The organism is Brachybacterium sp. YJGR34 (genome assembly GCF_003347015.1).
Classification (GTDB): Bacteria; Actinomycetota; Actinomycetes; order Actinomycetales; family Dermabacteraceae; genus Brachybacterium.
In genome coordinates this window covers 296312-312071 of sequence record NZ_PNFB01000002.1, presented here as the reverse complement: position 1 = coordinate 312071, position 15760 = coordinate 296312, and the positions used below count along the sequence as shown (strand labels likewise).

Genomic DNA, 15760 nt, shown 5'->3' with positions numbered 1-15760 from the left:
CGCGCGTCGGCTCCCGGCACAGCGAGGGCGAGTCTAGTCCTCGGTCCGTCGGCGGACCGGTCGGTGTCTCAGGGGCGCACGGCCAGGCACGCCGCGGAGGGCGCGGCGATGGGCTCCGCGGCGACGGAGAGCTCCTCGCCCCGCCGGCGCAGCACGTCGATCCGGTCGCTCTCCTGCGCCGCCACCAGCACCAGGTCCCCGAGCTGGGTGAAGTGCCGCGGATGAGCGCCCACCGCGATCTCCGCCACCCGCTCCGGGCGCATCCCCGCCAGGGAGAGCAGGGAGAGGGTGTCCGGCCCGCGGTTGGCGACCAGCAGCACGGACTCGTCGGCCGCGAGCTCCAGGTGGGAGAGCGCGTTGGAGCCCTCCCGTCCGCTGGCCGGGATCATCGAGCGCACGCTCCAGCGATGGGAGGCCCCCTGCAGGATCTCGGGGGCCGCCGGCTCCGGGTCCGCGGCACCGCGCACCGCCGTGGCCACCATTCCGGAGAGCTCGCAGGAGATGTGCAGCTGCTCGGACTCGTGGTCCGCGGCGAGGTGCCGCGGGCCGCTGCCGCGGCTGAGCGGGATCTCCCCCACCAGTCCGGCCTCCCCGGCATTGTCCTGGCGGTAGAGGAGCACGCGGTCCAGCCCGAGATCGGGGACCGCGAGGATCCCGGTGCCGGGGAGCGTCACCACCTGGTGCGGGTGCGGGGCGGCGCCCTCGGCCCGGTCGTGATGGTCGCGATGGTCGTCGAGGTCGATCTGCCGCACGGGCAGGCCGTCGGCGTCCAGGCGCACCGTGACCAGCGAGCCGGAGCCGTACTGGGCCACCAGGAGGGTGCTGGGGTCCGGCCCGAGGGCGAGGTGGCAGCCGCCGGAGCCAGTCAGGGCCAGATCGGCGACCACCTCGGCGTGCGCCCCGTCCTCGGCGACGCGCACCGCGACCACGCGCGTGGGGTCCGTCTCGAGCACCGCGTACAGCAGGGTCCCGTCGAGGCTCCAGGCCACGAAGGAGGGGTCCGGGAGGTCCACCGCGGCGCATCGCTCCACGATCGGGGCATCGGTCGTCCCCGCCCCCGTGCTCAGACGCAGGAGCTCGAGGCCCGCTCCCCGGCCGGATCCGCTGCGCGAATAGCTGCCGAGGGCGATCAGGGACGACGTGGTCATGGGGTCTCCTCCGGGTCGGGGCGCCGTCCCGAGGTGTCCTCGAGGTCCGCGGGCGGCTCCAGGATCTCGAGCAGATCCGTGTCCTCGAACATCGCGGGCGACAGCGCTGTCATCTCTTCGGTCATCGTAGACGGCTCGACGATCGCCGTGCCGCGACGACGCCGCTGGCGGCGGGACCCGAGGGAGAGCCGCCGGCGACGCAGGGTCGTGAACGGCGTGGAGATCGCCGGGGTGTAGGCGATGCCGCTGCGGCGGAAGTACGGCATGATCCGCGAGGAGAGCAGCTGCCCGAGCACCACGCCGGCGGCGATCGCCACCGCGATCTCCACGGCGCCCATCAGCTCGGACAGGCCCACGGTGATCTCGTCGTCCAGTCCCAGCAGGCCCCGGTAGATGCGCGAGCCGGGGACCAGCGGGATGACGCCGCACATCACGAAGGCGAGCGCCGGGGCCCGCAGCCGGTCGCCGAGCGCCGTGGCGACCAGTCCCGTGACGAAGGCGGCGACGCCGGCGGCGAAGGACCGGTCCAGCAGCAGGCCCGAGAGCACGTGCGCGATCACCCCGGAGCCCGCGGCGACCAGGCTCCCGGCCAGCAGCAGCCGGCCCGGGACCTGGGTGCCCACCCCGTAGCCGAGCCCCATCCCCAGCCCGGCGACGATCACCGCGAGCACCGTGGTCAGGGTGACCGGCATCGCGGCGGTCACGGAGATGTCCGCGCCGAGGACGTCCGCCAGCAGCAGGCCGCCCCGCACCCCGGCCACGAGGCCGACGGTGAGCATGAGCGCCTCGAGGATGCGTCCTGCGGCGGTCACGTACCAGCCGGTGACGGCATCCTGCACCGCGCTGATCGAGGACAGGCCCGCGAGCTGCACGATGATGCAGGAGACCACCACGATCGAGGGGTTCTGGCTGGGGTCGATCAGCGCCACGATCACCGCGCCGCCGACGGCGACGAAGCCCCCGAGGGCCTGCGCGTAGAAGGGAGGGATGTTCCGGCGGGCCAGGGCCTCGCTCAGGGCGATGAGCAGCGCGGCCGAGAGGGTCGCGGCGAGCACCACGAGCGCGCCGGCGCCGAAGCTGAGCGCGGCGGCCCCGCCCATCACGGCGAAGCCCCCGACCACCAGCGGCAGGCGGTAGCGGGGCGGAGCCTGCGGGATCGAGGCCGCGCGATGACGGGCCTCCTCGAGCGGCAGCTCTCCCGAGAGGTACTGGTGCGAGACGTCCTCGTAGGCCGCGAGCCGGGCGAAGTCCTGCACCCGCGCGCCCACGGAGCGGACCCGGGTGAACGGGGTGCCCAGCTCGTCGGGCAGATAGGAGATCGTCACCTCGTCGAAGGTGACCTGGACGGACACGTTGCGCAGGCCGGAGGAGCTCGTCACCCGCAGGACGGTCGCGGTGACCTCGGAGGCGGCCGCCCCGTTGGTGAGCAGCCCCTCGCCGATCCTCATGGCGAGGTCGAAGACGGCATGGAGCCGAACGGAATCGGTGGGCACGGACCGATCGTCCCACACCGGTGACCGGGGAGAACAATGCGGCGCGGAACGTGTTCCGCGGGGGCGCGCCTAGAGGTTGGGCGAGCCGGAGAGCACTCCGATGCCCACGGCCAGGAGCACCAGCACGGCCACGTCGAGGCCCCGCGTGCGCACCGCGAGAGCGCCGACGACCCGGACCGGCAGCACGGCGCGCAGCAGCGCGAGCACGCCCAGCAGGCTCGCCAGCAGCAGACCCGCCAGCGGCGCGGAGATCACCACCCCGACCACCACGATCGCGCCGGTGGCCACGAGGGACGCGGTCAGCACCGCCTGACGCCGCAGCGCGGCGCCGAGGGTGAAGGGGGACCGGGAGGAGCTCACCGCCCCATGCTACGACGCGCCCCGTCCCGGCCCGGCTACGCTGGCACCGATCGGCAGCGCCGCCGGTCGACGCGACCGATGGAGGACACCTCGATGACCCGTCCCGCCTCGAGCCCCGGCACCACGCGCCGCGAGCACGACCTGCTCGGCGACCGCGAGGTCCCCGCCGATGCCTACTACGGCATCCAGACCCTGCGGGCGCAGGAGAACTTCCACATCACCGGAGTCCCGCTGCACCACTTCCCGCGCCTCATCGAGGCGCTCGCGCAGGTGAAGCGCGCGGCGGCGCGCGCCAATCATCGCCTGGGGGCGCTGGACGAGGAGCGGGCCGGCGCCATCGACCGCGCCTGCGAGGAGATCGTGGGCGGTGCCCTGCACGAGCACTTCGTGGTCGACATGATCCAGGGCGGCGCGGGGACCAGCACCAACATGAACGCCAACGAGGTGATCGCGAACCGGGCGCTCGAGCTGCTGGGCCGTGAGCGCGGGCAGTACGACCACCTCCACCCCAACAACCACGTCAATCTGGGGCAGTCCACCAACGACGTCTATCCCACGGCGATCCGGCTGACGATGATGCTGAGCTTCCCGGCGCTGGCCGAGGCGATGGATCACCTCATCACGACCCTGCGGGGCAAGGGCGAGGAGTTCTCCGCCGTGCTGAAGATGGGCCGCACCCAGATGCAGGACGCGGTGCCGATGACGGTGGGCCAGGAGTTCCACGGCTGGGCCACCACCATCGAGGAGGACGTGACCCGGCTGACCCGCACCGCCACCCTCTTCCAGGAGGTCAACCTGGGCGCCACGGCGATCGGCACCGGCATCACCTCGGACCCGCGCTACGCCGTGATGGCCACCGGGGAGCTCTCCGAGCTCACCGGCATCCCCTTCGTGGTCGCGGACGACCTGGTCGAGGCCACGAGCGACACCGGTGCCTTCGTCACCTTCTCGGGGATCCTCAAGCGGATCGCGGTGAAGATCTCCAAGATCTGCAACGACCTGCGGCTGCTGTCCTCGGGTCCGCGCGCGGGGCTCCACGAGCTCAACCTCCCCGCCGTGCAGCCGGGCAGCTCGATCATGCCCGGCAAGGTGAACCCGGTGATCCCGGAGGTCGTCAACCAGGTGGCCTACGAGGTGATCGGCAACGATCTCTCGGTGACCTTCGCGGCCGAGGGAGGACAGCTGCAGCTGAACCCCTTCGAACCGGTGATCGCCTTCAACATCCTCGAATCCACCCGGATCATGACCCGAGCGATGAACACCCTGGCGGACCGCTGCATCGCCGGGATCACGCTCAACGAGGACGTGCTGCAGGACTATCTGCGCCGCTCGATCGGAGTGGTGACGGCGCTGGTGCCGGTGATCGGCTATGCCGCCGCGACCGATGTGGCGGAGTCCGCGCTGGCCTCGGGGCGGCCGGTCGCCGATCTGGTGCTCGAGCGCGGCCTGGTCGACGAGGAGCGCCTGGCGGGACTCCTCTCCCCCGCTGCGATGACCGCCCCCTTCCGCGCCACCACGACCGGCACCATCCCGGCGCAGCCGGTGGCGGAGGGGTCGGAGGACGCCGTGCCGGGGATCGAGGAGCCGGACTCCGGTGAGGTCGCGCTGCCGCGGGCCGAGCGCCCGGACTTCTGAGCGCGCGGGTGCAGGAGGCGGGCGCTCAGCTCACTCGTCGGCCTCCTCCTGCTTGCCGCGCATGACGAGCTTCGGGTCCGGGGTGCCGACGACCTCGTGGTCCTTGTCCTCGTACTCGAACTGGGAGAGGAAGTAGCGCATCGCGTTCAGCCGGGCGCGCTTCTTGTCGTTGGAGCGGATGATGGTCCACGGCGCGTACTTCTTGTCCGTGCGGCGGAACATCTCCTCCTTGGCCTGCGTGTACGCCTCCCAGCGGTCCAGGGACTCCAGGTCCATCGGGGAGAGCTTCCAGCGCCGCACCGGATCCAGCTGGCGGATCGCGAAGCGCGTGCGCTGCTCCTTCTGGGAGACGGAGAACCAGAACTTCGTGACGTGGATGCCGGAGTCGACGAGCATCCGCTCGAAGTGCGGCACCTGGGTCATGAAGGTCTCGTACTCCTCGGGGGTCGCGAAGCCCATCACGCGCTCGACGCCGGCGCGGTTGTACCAGGACCGGTCGAAGAGCACCATCTCGCCCTCGGTGGGGAGGTGCTGGATGTAGCGCTGGAAGTACCACTGGCCGCGCTCGCGGTCGCTGGGCTTGTTCAGCGCGACCACCCGTGCGGTGCGGGGGTTGAGGTGCTCGGTGAAGCGCTTGATGGTGCCGCCCTTGCCGGCCGCGTCCCGCCCCTCGAAGATGATGATCGACTTCTGGTCGTTGTCCTCGAGCCAGTACTGGTACTTCAGCAGCTCCACCTGGAGGCGGTACTTCTCGAGCTCGTACTCCTCGCGATCCATGCGCGTCTCGTACGGGTACCCCTCCTGCCAGGTGTAGACCGGATTGCCGCGCGGATCGATGAGATCGGGATCCGGGGTGTGGCCGTCCGCGACCGAGTACCCCTCTTCACGCAGATGCTCGATGTACTCGCGCAGGCTCTGGTTGTCGGGGATCTTCACGGCCGCTCCTTCATCATGCTGGTGTCTGCGACAACTCTAGAGGTCGAGCATGTCGCGCAGGTGAACAGCTCCCGGACGCCTCCGGGCTCCGTTCCGCGGTGCCCGGACGCCCCGTCCGGACGGGCCGGACGGGGCGTCACGCGGGGGGGCGGGAGCCCCGGGGATCAGTGGGAGAAGTGGCGGGTGCCGGTGAGGTACATCGTCACGCCCGCGGCGCGGCAGGCCTCGACGACCTCCTGGTCCCGGATCGAGCCGCCGGGCTGGACGATCGCCCGCACCCCGGCGTCGAGCAGGATCTGCGCGCCGTCGGCGAAGGGGAAGAACGCGTCCGAGGCGGCGACCGCGCCGCGTGCCCGCTCCGGGGCGCTCTCCCCCTCGGCGTGCTCGCCGAGGGTGTTCGCACGGGAGACGGCCAGGCGGCAGGAGTCCAGGCGGTTGACCTGGCCCATGCCGATGCCGACGGCGGCGCCACCGGAGGCGAGCAGGATCGCGTTGGACTTCACCGCCCGCACCGAGCGCCAGGCGAAGTCGAGATCGGCGAGGGTCGCCTCGTCGGCGGCCTCTCCGGCGGCGAGGGTCCACTGCGAGGGGTCGTCGCCCTCGGCGTCCACGGCGTCGCCGTCCTGCAGGAGCATGCCGCCCCAGATCTCGCGCATCTCGACCGGCCGGTCGTACTCGCCCTGCAGGCGCAGGATGCGCAGGTTCTTCTTGGTGCGCAGCAGCTCGAGGGCCTCGTCCTCGTAGCCCGGGGCCAGGATGACCTCGGTGAAGATCGGCTTGACCTGCTGGGCCATGGCGAGGGTGACCGTGCGGTTGGTCGCGATCACGCCGCCGTAGGCGCTGACCGGGTCGGTGCCGTGGGCGAGGGCGTGGGCGCGGGCGATGTCCTCGTCCTCACCCGTGGACGCGATGCCGCAGGGGTTGTTGTGCTTGACCACGGCGACGCAGGGCAGCGTGTGGTCGAAGGCGGCGCGCGCCGCGGCATCGGCGTCGACGTAGTTGTTGTAGCTCATCTCCTTGCCGCCGAGCTGCTCGGCGCCGGCGAGGCCGGGGGCGTCGTCGTCGGTGACGGCGAGGCGGGCCCGCTGGTGCGGGTTCTCGCCGTAGCGGAGGGTGGCGGTGATGCCGAGCTCGGCGGCGTCCTGGTCCGAGAGGTCCAGGATGCTGATCTCCTCCTCGTCCTCGAGCGACGCCTCGAGAGCGTCCTGCGCGCCGTCGGTCTCCGGCGCCTCGAGCTGCTCGAGCATCCAGTCGCTGATCGCCTCGTCGTACTCGGCGGTGCGGGTGAAGGCGACGGTCGCGAGCTCCTGGCGCTCGGCGAGGGTGAAGCCGCCGCGGGCCGCGGCCTCGGCGGCGGTGCGGTAGTCCTCGGGATCCACGACCACGGCGACGGTGGCGAAGTTCTTCGCGGCGCCGCGCACCATCGAGGGTCCGCCGATGTCGATCTTCTCGATGATCTCCTCGAAGGTGCCGCCTGCGGCGACGGTACCGGCGAAGGGGTAGAGGTTCACGACCACCAGGTCGAAGGGCTCGATGTCCTGCGCGGCGAGCTGCTCGCGGTGCGCCTCGAGGCGGGAGTCGGCGAGGATCCCGGCGTGGACGCGGGGGTGGAGGGTCTTGACACGGCCGTCGAGCATCTCGGGGAAGCCGGTGACGGACTCGACGTCGGTGACGGCCACGCCGGCCTCGCGGATCGTGGACCCGGTGGACCCGGTGGAGACGATCTCCACGCCGTTCTCGGCGAGGGTGCGGGCGAGGTCGACGATGCCGGACTTGTCGAAGACGGAGAGGAGGGCTCGGCGGATCGGGCGGCGCTGTGCGGTGGTCACGTGGCGTGCTCCTGTTCGGATCTGTTCGGGTGGCGGATCTGTTCCCTGCGGGCGGGCACCCAGGCGGTCGATGCCCACGGACGTCACTCCCCGGTGGTCCCCCACCTTCGCCAGTCGTGTGGCACCAGACTAGCCGAGCCGGGGCCTCGCGCGCGGAGCCTCGGGGGCGGCGGTGAGACGGCGCACGACGTCGACCAGCAGCGGCTGCTCGACGGCCTTGATGCGCTCGTGGAGGGTGTCCTCGGTGTCGTCCTCGCGCACCTCGACGGCGACCTGCGCGAGGATCCGGCCGGTGTCGATGCCGGGGTCGACCTCGATCACGCTCGCGCCGGTGATCTTCACGCCGTGGGCGAGGGCGTCGCGTACGCCGTGGGCGCCCGGGAAGGAGGGCAGCAGGGCCGGGTGGGTGTTGATGAGGCGCCCGGCGTAGTCCTCGAGCAGCGGGGGGCCGATGAGCTTCATGAAGCCGGCGAGGACCACGAGCTCAGGGGCGTGGCGGGAGACGGCCTCCGCGAGCGCCCGATCCCAGGCGGCGCGATCCTCGTGATCGGCCAGGCGCACCATCTCGGTGGGGATCCTCGCGGCGCGGGCGTGGTCGAGGCCGGAGGCCTCGCGGTCGGCGATCACGGCGACGATCCGGTACGGGCAGTCCTCGGCGCCTGCGGCGGTCAGGAGTGCGGCGAGGTTCGAGCCGGTGCCGGAGATGAGGACGACGATCGGAGTGCGGGTCACCGCCCCACTGTAATCGGCGCCGCGGGGCGGGCGGTGCGCGCCGGTGTCCACGGCGGCGCGGCCGCTCAGCCGCTCGGGGCACAATGGGTGGGATGAACAGTCAACGGACACCGGGTGGCCGCTCGAGCGAGGAGCGGCTGAAGCGTCGGCGCACCCTGGTGGGCATCCTGGCGCTGGCGATGCTCGGCTCCTGGCTGCTCATGCTGGCCCCGCTGCCCTTCTCCCTGCTGGCCGCGCTGACGGCGGTGGTCGCCCTGGTGGTGCTGATCCCGCTGATCGTGGAATCGGTCAAGGAGCGGCGGTACGCGACCGCGGCGATCGGGGCGCTGCTGGGGATCCCCGCCACCCTCATGATCATCGGCGGCGCGGTGCTCTCGGGGCTGTTCTATGGGCCGATGGCGGAGATCGAGGAGTGCCGGGCGACGGCGATCACGGAGCAGGCGCGGACGCAGTGCGAGGCGGCCGCGCAGGACTCGATGGCCCAGTGGGTCAGTCGCCTGATCGGCGGCTGAGCCAGACCTTCCGGCGCCGCGGCTCCGCCGCGGCGTCCTGGTGTCCGCTCGTGGGGCTGTCACCGCTCTCGTCCTGCTCCCGGTCCTCGTCGGCGCCGCCGTCCTCGTCGGCGCCGCCGCTCTCGTCCTCGCGAGAGCCCTCGGCCGGGGTCTCGCCGCTCTCCCCCGCCGGCGGGGTCTCCGCGTGCTCCTTCTGCTCGGCGACCTCCACGCGCTCGCGCAGGCCCGCGATCGCGGCGCGGACCGTCGCGATCAATGGGGTGGCCAGCAGGAGAGCCACCAGGGCCGTGGCCGCCACCACGACGCCGACCAGCGGCAGCACCAGCGTGCTCAATTGCGGCCCCAGGTGCACCAGACGGGCGTCGCCGATCGCGCCGGCGGACAGCCCGGCCAGGAGCAGCACGGCGACGATGACGGTGAGCGGGTAGGCCGCCCAAGCCAGGAGCTGCTCGCGGCGCTCGAGGGACTCGAGGTCGCGGACCAGACGCACCGCCCCCAGGGCCACCGGCACGGCGGGGAGCAGCATCAGGAGCCAGGCCGCGCCGGGCAGGTCGCCGGGCTGCGGGAGCGCGCCCAGGATCGGCAGTGCGGGCAGCACCCCCGTCTCGACGCCGTCCAGGGAGATCGCGCTCGAGGTGCCCACTCCCACGGTCCCGCCGAGCATCACCACGAGCGCCCATACGACGAGCAGCGGCAGCAGCGCGAGCTGCACGAGGGTGAGGACCAGACCGCCCACGACCCCCGGCTCGAGCGAGTCGAAGAGGGCCGCCTGCTCGGGCACGTGCACCAGCAGCAGGACGAGGACGAGGAGCAGACCGGCCGCGAGCAGACCGATCACGGCGATCAGGGCGGCGCGCGCCACCCCGCCGTACGGGGCGGGCAGCAGCTCGAGCACCCGCACCCCGGGCACCGCAGCCGTCGGCTCACGGCGCAGGGACCACAGCACGCCGGCCAGCCCGCCGAGCACGGCGACCATCGCCCCGGAGACGATCGCGGAGATGACCACCGGTGCCGCGTCGGCGCTGCGACCGACCCCGGCCAGCACCCCCATCCCGATCGCGTACACCGCGCCGTAGGCGCCGAGCGCGGCGCCCACGTCGCGCAGGGCGCGCACCCGCAGCACGCCGTCGTCCCGCACCGGGCGCAGCGCCCGGCCCACCCGGCGCATCGCGAGCGCCGCGAGCACGAGCAGCAGGGCCAACAGACCGAGGGGGGTGAGGGTCACGGTGCCGTCGATGACCCCGGTGCTCAGCATGATGCCGCCGCCGTGGCCGAGGATCAGCAGGTTCAGGGCGATGATGATCGCGTCCAGGGCGGTGGCGCTCGAGGCGGAGCCGGCCACCTGGGCGGCCAGCGCCGGGACGACCACCACGGCCAGGGCGACCCCGAGCGAGGACAGAGCGCCCAGCGCTCCGCGGACCAAGGGCGCCGCGATGGTGTCGACGTTGCTGCTCACGCATGCTCCTCGGCGGAAGACGGCGGGGACGGACCCGGGGACTGTCAGCGGCTCCGCAGGGGACCGCGGACCCATGGTCGCACCGATCACGTCCGCGGCCGCGCACCCCGGGACGGGACGCAGGTCACGGCGCCGCCGGGCGCCCGTGCCGCATAATGACACGGATGTCTGCCCCGAACCTGCACCCCGAGGCCGCCGACGATCAGGCGGTGCTGGTGGTCCGCACCGTGCGCATCGAGGAGGCCGTGGATCTCCTCGGCCACATCCCCGCGGAGGTCACCGGCGCCTGGCTGCGCCATGGCCAGGGCGTCGTGGCGCGGGGCACCGCCTGGTCGGTGCGCCCCACCGGGCCGGAGCGCTTCGCCGAGGCCAGCCGTGCCTTCCGCGCGCTCGCGGCGCGGGCCCGGGTCGAGGACGAGGTGCGCGTGCGCACCAGCGGACTGCTGGCCCTGGGCAGCTTCTCCTACGCCGCCGCCTCCTCCCGCCCCTCGACGCTGATGGTGCCGCGCGCCGCGCTCGGCGTGCACGACGGCGAGGCCTTCCTCACCGTGGTCGGCGTCGACGAGGAGCCGACGCTCCCGCCGTCCTGGCGCGACCTGTTCCCCTCCACCCCCGTCGCGCCGGAGCCGTCCGGGACGATGGAGATCGAGGCCGACCACACGCCCGACGAGTACCAGTCCCTGGTGGACACGGCCGTCGCGGAGATCCGGGCCGGTCGCGCCGCGAAGGTCGTGCTCTCCGAGCGGACCACGGTCCGCACCCCGGATCGGATCGCACCGGCCGTGCTGCTGCCGCGCCTGGCCCGCGCCTATCCGAGCACCTGGGTGTACCACCTCGAGGACGTGATCGGCGCGAGCCCCGAGATGCTCGCCCAGACCGAGGAGGGTCGCGTCTTCTCCCGGGTGCTCGCGGGCTCGCGGCCCGTGGCCGACGACGGCGAGCTCGACGAGATCGACCGCCGCGCCTTCCGGGCCGATGCCAAGGAGCGCTCCGAGCACGCCTTCGCCGTCGACTCCGTCCTCGAGCGGCTCGAGGGTCTCGCCGAGCACATCGAGGTCTCCCCCGCCCCGTTCGTGCTGCGCCTGCCGGGCCTGGAGCACCTGGCCTCCGATGTCACGGCCCGCCTGAGCAACGGCACCACCAGCCTGGACGTCGCGGCGCGGCTGCACCCCTCGGCCGCCGTCTCCGGCACCCCGCGCGAGGCGGCGGACGAGATCATCGCGCGCCTGGAGCCCCACGACCGCGGCGGCTACGCCTCCCCGGTCGGCTGGATGGATGCCGCGGGGGACGGGCAGTGGGCGATCGCGCTGCGGATGGCGCATCTGGTGGACGAGCACACGGCGGTGCTGCAGGCCGGCGGCGGCCTGGTGGCCGCCTCCGACCCGGTCTCCGAGCACGCCGAGGCGCTCGCGAAGTGCCGCCCCGTGCTCCGCGCGCTGCGGGGCGCGGCGGGCGCCTGAGGGTCAGCTCGGACGCACCCCGAGGGTGACCTCGACGGTCTCCACGCCGCCGTCCCGGACCACCTCGAGGGTGTGGGTGGAGTCGATCTCCAGGCCCCGCACCACACCGGTCAGCGCCCCGGCGTCGGCGACGGGCACGTCGTCGATCCCGATGATCAGGTCGCCCTCGCGCAGTCCCGCCTCCTGCGCCGGGCTGTCCGGCTCGACGCTGACCACCTCGGCCCCCTGCCAGGCGGCGCCGCCGTCGGAGACGGAGCCGTCGGTGGTGGTGGTCCCCAGGAAGGCATGCTCGGCGGTGCCGTCCTCGATCAGCTGCTCGGCGATCATCGAGGCCGTGTTCGCGGGGATCGCGAAGCCCAGGCCGATGCTGCCGGCCTGTCCGGAGGCGTTCGGGATCGCGGCGATCGCGGTGTTGATGCCGATCACCTGGCCCGCGGCGTCCACGAGCGGTCCGCCGGAGTTGCCGGGGTTGATCGCGGCGTCGGTCTGGATCGCCGAGGTGTAGGTGGCGTCGGAGCCGTCGGGCTCCTCGCCGGTGGCGGTCACCGGGCGGTCGAGCGCGGAGACGATCCCGGTGGTCACGGTGTTCTCGAGGCCCAGCGGGGTGCCCAGCGCCATCACCGGCTGACCGACGGTCACGGTGGTGGAGTCCGCGAAGGTGGCCGGCTGCAGGCCCTCCGGCGGGGAGTCCAGGCGGATGACGGCGAGATCGGTGGTGGGATCGGTGCCGACGGCGGAGGCCGCGTAGCTCCGCCCGTCGCTGGTGGTGACCTGCACGGTCTCCGCCCCCTGGACGACGTGGTGGTTGGTGAGGATCGTCCCGTCCTCGTCGAGGACCACGCCGGTGCCCTCGGCGGTGCCCTCCGGGGAGGCGACCTGGATCGCGACGGCGCTGGGAGAGACGTCCTCGGCGACCACGGTCCAGTCCGGGTTCTCGACGGTGGAGACGGAGGCGGGGCGCGCCGTGGAGCCGTCGGACCCGGAGCCGCTCTGGCCGGCGGCGGCCGGCTCCGGGGCGAGGAGCTGGTCGTAGGCGACCACCCCGCCCAGGGTCAGGCCGCTCGAGAGCAGCATGCCGGCCGCGACCAGCGCCGTGACACCGAGCCAGCCCGGACCGCGGCGGCCCGCGGCGGCGGCCGGGGCGCCCGGTCCGGGCGTTCCCGCGGCCCAGGCCGCGTCCTGGGCGGGCAGCTCCGCGGTCGCCGCCGGGCTCGGTGCCCCGTACCACCAGGTGGGGTGCTCCGTCGTCGGCTCCGCGGCGGGCATGCCCCAGGCGCCGTGCGCCGGCGATGCGGCCGTCGGCGGGGCCTGCGGGGTCTGCTCCGGGGTGGCTCCCCGGCCGGGCTGCGGCGCGCCGCCCGGGCCGGACTGGGGATCGTGGGGTGCGTACGGGTCGGTCATGCGCTCATCAGAGCACCCCAGTTCAAGAGTTCGGCGAGTCGTCGCTGGACGCGGGCTGTGTGACCAGCACGCGCAGGCCGCCGCCCGGCTCGGCGAGATCCCCGCCGAGCTCCTCCGCCGTGACTCGCCGCGCCGCGGCACCGAGGGCGGCGGCGGCCGCGGCGATGTCGGCGCCGTGCGGGGTGGTGAAGAAGCGGCGCAGCAGCGCGGGCGGGGCAGCGGCGTGCTCGAGGCCGGAGAAGATCCGGCCCCCGCCGTCGTCGACGACCACGATGTCGAGCGCGGGTCGCTGCTCGTCGGGGCCGATCAGCAGCCCGGTGAGGTCGTGGAGGGCGGTGAGATCGCCGAGCAGCAGGCGGATGCGGCCCGGGGCGCCCTCCCCGGCGATGCGGGCCTGCTGGGCGAGGGCGATCCCGCCGGCCAGGGAGATGGTGCCGTCGATGCCGGCCAGGCCACGTCCCGCGATGACGCGGCCGCGGGTGGGCCCGGCGTGCTGCTCGAGATCCCGCACCAGGCTCGAGGAGCCCAGCACCAGGGTGTCCTCCGCGGCGGTGGCCTCCCACACGGCGAGCGCGGCCCGGCGCTGCCAGGTGCTCGGCAGGGCCTCCGCCGCGTCGGCGGCCTCCCGGCGCCAGGCGTGCAGGCGCTCGCGGCGGCGCTGCGCGGTCGCCTCCGAGGGCGGCTCGTCGTCCGTGGCGGCGCCGGTCTCCACGCCGCGGGCGGCGGGCACCACGAGGCGGGCGCGCCGGGCGGCGTCCGGCCAGTCCGGCTGCGGGTCCACGACGATCACCTCGACGTCGTCGGCGCCGAGCAGACCGCCGAGCACCGTGCGGGAGAGGGTCGGGCGTCCCAGCACGATCGCGCGTCGCGGGCGCAGCGGGTGATCGGGGGCGGCCATCACCGCCCCGAGCAGCGCGGGATACCCGGGGACCAGGGTCTCGCCGCTTCGGGCGCCGGAGCTGGGTTCGGCGAGCAGCGGGAGGTGGTGCCGGGCGGCGAGCTCGGCCGCGGCGGGACCGGCGCCGTCCCCGGCAACGATCACCGTGCGGTCGTCCACGGGCACCGGCTGCGGGACGGGAGCGGCGGCCGGCGCGCGACGGGTGAGCACGATCCGCTCCGGTGCGGCGGTCGGTCCGGCCGCGGCGGGCGCGGGGCCGGCGGGGACGAGCGGGTCGCGGAAACCCAGGTTCAGGTGCACGGGACCGGGGTGCTCCCCGGTCGCGGCCGCGACCGCGCGGGCGGCGGTGGAGACCATGGTGCGCAGCTCGGGGGCGGTCGCGGCGCCGGCGGTGGGCGCCGGCAGGTCCACCGCCCAGCGCACCAGGGAGCGGAACAGGCCGGCCTGGCGGGTGGTCTGGTTGGCGCCCACCTCGCGCAGCTCCGCGGGGCGGTCCGCGGTGAGCACCAGCAGCGGGATGCGGGAGTGATGGGCCTCCATCACCGCGGCGTGCAGATGCGCGGTGGCGGTGCCGGAGGTGGTGGCGACCACGGCCGGGTGCGCGGGATCGTCGCGGGACAGGCCCAGGGCGGTGAAGGCGGCGGCGCGCTCGTCGATCCGCACGTGCGCGCGGATCCCCGCGTCCACCGGCGGATCGGCGAGGCCGTAGACCAGCGGGGCGGAGCGGGAGCCGGGGGCGAGCACCGCCTCGCGCACGCCGAGCGCGGCGAGCGCCCGCCACAGCGCCGTGGCGGCGTCGACCGCGCCGGAGCCCGTGGGGCGGGGCGCGTGGATCCACGCCGGGGGTCGGGTCGCGGGGCTCAGCTCATGCACCCCGTCAGCGTAGTGCGGCGCCCTCAGAGCTGCGCGGCGCAGGCCGCGAGACGCTCCTCCCAGCGGACGGCGAGCTCCGGTCCCGCGGCGTGGCGCGCGAACAGATCCTCCTGCGGCGCGATGCGGCCGATCGGCAGGGTGCCGCCCTCGGCGTGCAGCGGCGGGGCCGCCAGGTCACCGGTGAGCAGGGTCGCGGTGGCGAGTCCGCAGGCGTGGGGCAGCTCGGGCAGGGCGGCGGCGAGCGCGAGCCCGGCGCTGAGCCCGATGCTGCTCTCGAGGGCGGAGGAGACCACCACGGGCAGGCCCGCCTGCTCGGCGAGGTCCAGGCAGCGCTGCACCCCGCCGAGGGGCTGGACCTTCATGACCAGGATGTCGGCCGCCTCGGCGCGCGCGACCCGCAGGGGGTCCTCGGCGCGGCGCACGGACTCGTCGGCCGCGATCGGCACGTCGAGGGCGCGGCGGAGGGCAGCGAGGTCCTCGAGCGCGGCGCAGGGCTGCTCGGCGTACTCGAGGCCGCCGGCGGCACGGTCCAGCACCGGCAGCGCCGCGAGCGCCTCCTCGCGGCTCCAGGCGGCGTTCGCGTCGATGCGGATCCGAGCCTCCGGTCCCATCGCGTCGCGCACCGCCTCGAGCCGCTCCGCGTCCTCGGCGAGGCGCACGCCCGGATCGGCGACCTTGACCTTCGCGGTGCCCGCGCCGCCCACTCGCGCCAGGCGGTGGGCCAGGACCGGCGGGACGACGGGGATGGTGGCGTTGACCTCGATCCGCTCGCGCCGCGCGGCGGGGCGCTCGGCGGTGGCATCGGCGAGCGCGGCGCGCAGCCAGGCCGCGGACTCCGCGGGGCCGTAGTCCCAGAAGGGTGAGAACTCGGACCAGCCGGCGGGTCCGTGCAGCAGCAGGCCGTCACGCTCGGTGATGCCGCGGAAGCGGGTGGTCATGGGGATCGACCACGCGATCGCGCGGTCGATGCCGAGGTCCTGCAGAGCGGAGGGAAGGCGCATGGAGCGAGGGTATCGAGTCCGCCGCG

13 protein-coding genes and 1 riboswitch are annotated in these 15760 nt (G+C 74.1%); of the genes, 3 read left to right on the top strand and 10 right to left on the bottom strand.

All coding sequences use genetic code 11. The annotated features are described in order from the left end of the window. Window positions 1-68 precede the first annotated feature (68 nt). The 3 genes from CXH06_RS03340 to CXH06_RS03330 form a co-directional block, all read right to left on the bottom strand. A complete protein-coding gene (locus CXH06_RS03340; RefSeq protein ID WP_114853727.1) occupies window positions 69-1148 on the bottom strand; it encodes a beta-propeller fold lactonase family protein in 1080 nt (359 codons plus the stop codon). Further along, window positions 1145-2641, bottom strand: a complete 1497-nt coding sequence (locus tag CXH06_RS03335; RefSeq protein WP_114853726.1) for a threonine/serine exporter ThrE family protein — start codon at window positions 2639-2641, stop codon at window positions 1145-1147. The genes CXH06_RS03340 and CXH06_RS03335 overlap by 4 nt, the downstream gene beginning before the upstream one ends. Window positions 2642-2710: 69 nt before the next feature. Next, on the bottom strand, window positions 2711-3001 hold the full coding sequence (locus CXH06_RS03330; protein ID WP_114853725.1) for a DUF3017 domain-containing protein: 291 nt from the start codon (window positions 2999-3001) through the stop codon (window positions 2711-2713). A gap of 93 nt (window positions 3002-3094) precedes the next feature. On the opposite strand from CXH06_RS03330, the gene CXH06_RS03325 reads away from it, so the two are divergent. After that, window positions 3095-4636 (top strand): aspartate ammonia-lyase, encoded by a 1542-nt coding sequence (locus tag CXH06_RS03325; RefSeq protein WP_114853831.1) that lies wholly within the window; start codon window positions 3095-3097, stop codon window positions 4634-4636. A 30-nt stretch (window positions 4637-4666) separates the two neighbouring features. On the opposite strand, the gene ppk2 is transcribed toward CXH06_RS03325, so the two are convergent. From ppk2 to purN, 3 genes are all read right to left on the bottom strand, one after another. Beyond that, window positions 4667-5572, bottom strand: coding sequence for a polyphosphate kinase 2 (ppk2, locus tag CXH06_RS03320; protein ID WP_114853724.1), 906 nt, complete (start codon window positions 5570-5572; stop codon window positions 4667-4669). Between the two features lie 164 nt (window positions 5573-5736). Further along, window positions 5737-7401: a bifunctional phosphoribosylaminoimidazolecarboxamide formyltransferase/IMP cyclohydrolase gene (purH, locus tag CXH06_RS03315; protein WP_114853723.1), complete on the bottom strand. Its 1665-nt coding sequence runs from the start codon at window positions 7399-7401 to the stop codon at window positions 5737-5739. Between the two features lie 50 nt (window positions 7402-7451). After that, window positions 7452-7529, bottom strand: a riboswitch (ZMP/ZTP riboswitch). Between the two features lies 1 nt (window position 7530). Further along, window positions 7531-8133, bottom strand: coding sequence for a phosphoribosylglycinamide formyltransferase (purN, locus tag CXH06_RS03310; RefSeq protein ID WP_157975576.1), 603 nt, complete (start codon window positions 8131-8133; stop codon window positions 7531-7533). Between the two features lie 92 nt (window positions 8134-8225). Between purN and CXH06_RS03305 the strand changes: the two genes are divergently transcribed. Continuing rightward, window positions 8226-8645 (top strand): hypothetical protein, encoded by a 420-nt coding sequence (locus tag CXH06_RS03305; RefSeq protein WP_232820175.1) that lies wholly within the window; start codon window positions 8226-8228, stop codon window positions 8643-8645. Here the strand turns inward: CXH06_RS03305 and CXH06_RS03300 are convergent. Continuing rightward, window positions 8623-10101 carry a DUF6350 family protein gene (locus CXH06_RS03300; protein WP_198683995.1) on the bottom strand — a complete coding sequence of 493 codons (1479 nt, stop codon included), beginning with the start codon at window positions 10099-10101 and terminating at the stop codon, window positions 8623-8625. The genes CXH06_RS03305 and CXH06_RS03300 overlap by 23 nt on opposite strands. A 164-nt stretch (window positions 10102-10265) precedes the next feature. Here CXH06_RS03300 and CXH06_RS03295 point away from each other — a divergent pair, with 164 nt between their 5' ends. After that, a complete protein-coding gene (locus CXH06_RS03295) occupies window positions 10266-11561 on the top strand; it encodes an isochorismate synthase MenF (protein WP_157975575.1) in 1296 nt (431 codons plus the stop codon). Window positions 11562-11564: 3 nt separating this feature from the next. Here the strand turns inward: CXH06_RS03295 and CXH06_RS03290 are convergent, their stop codons facing one another. From CXH06_RS03290 to CXH06_RS03280, 3 genes are read right to left on the bottom strand one after another with little or no spacing between them, the layout of a single operon-like run. After that, entirely contained in the window at window positions 11565-12962 is a 1398-nt protein-coding gene (locus CXH06_RS03290) for a S1C family serine protease (protein ID WP_114853719.1), read from the bottom strand. Between the two features lie 22 nt (window positions 12963-12984). Next, the gene (menD, locus tag CXH06_RS03285) at window positions 12985-14733 is read right to left on the bottom strand and encodes a 2-succinyl-5-enolpyruvyl-6-hydroxy-3-cyclohexene-1-carboxylic-acid synthase (protein ID WP_232820174.1); all 1749 of its coding nucleotides are present in this window, start codon (window positions 14731-14733) and stop codon (window positions 12985-12987) included. Window positions 14734-14756: 23 nt separating this feature from the next. Continuing rightward, window positions 14757-15734 (bottom strand): o-succinylbenzoate synthase, encoded by a 978-nt coding sequence (locus tag CXH06_RS03280; protein ID WP_114853717.1) that lies wholly within the window; start codon window positions 15732-15734, stop codon window positions 14757-14759. Window positions 15735-15760: the final 26 nt, after the last annotated feature.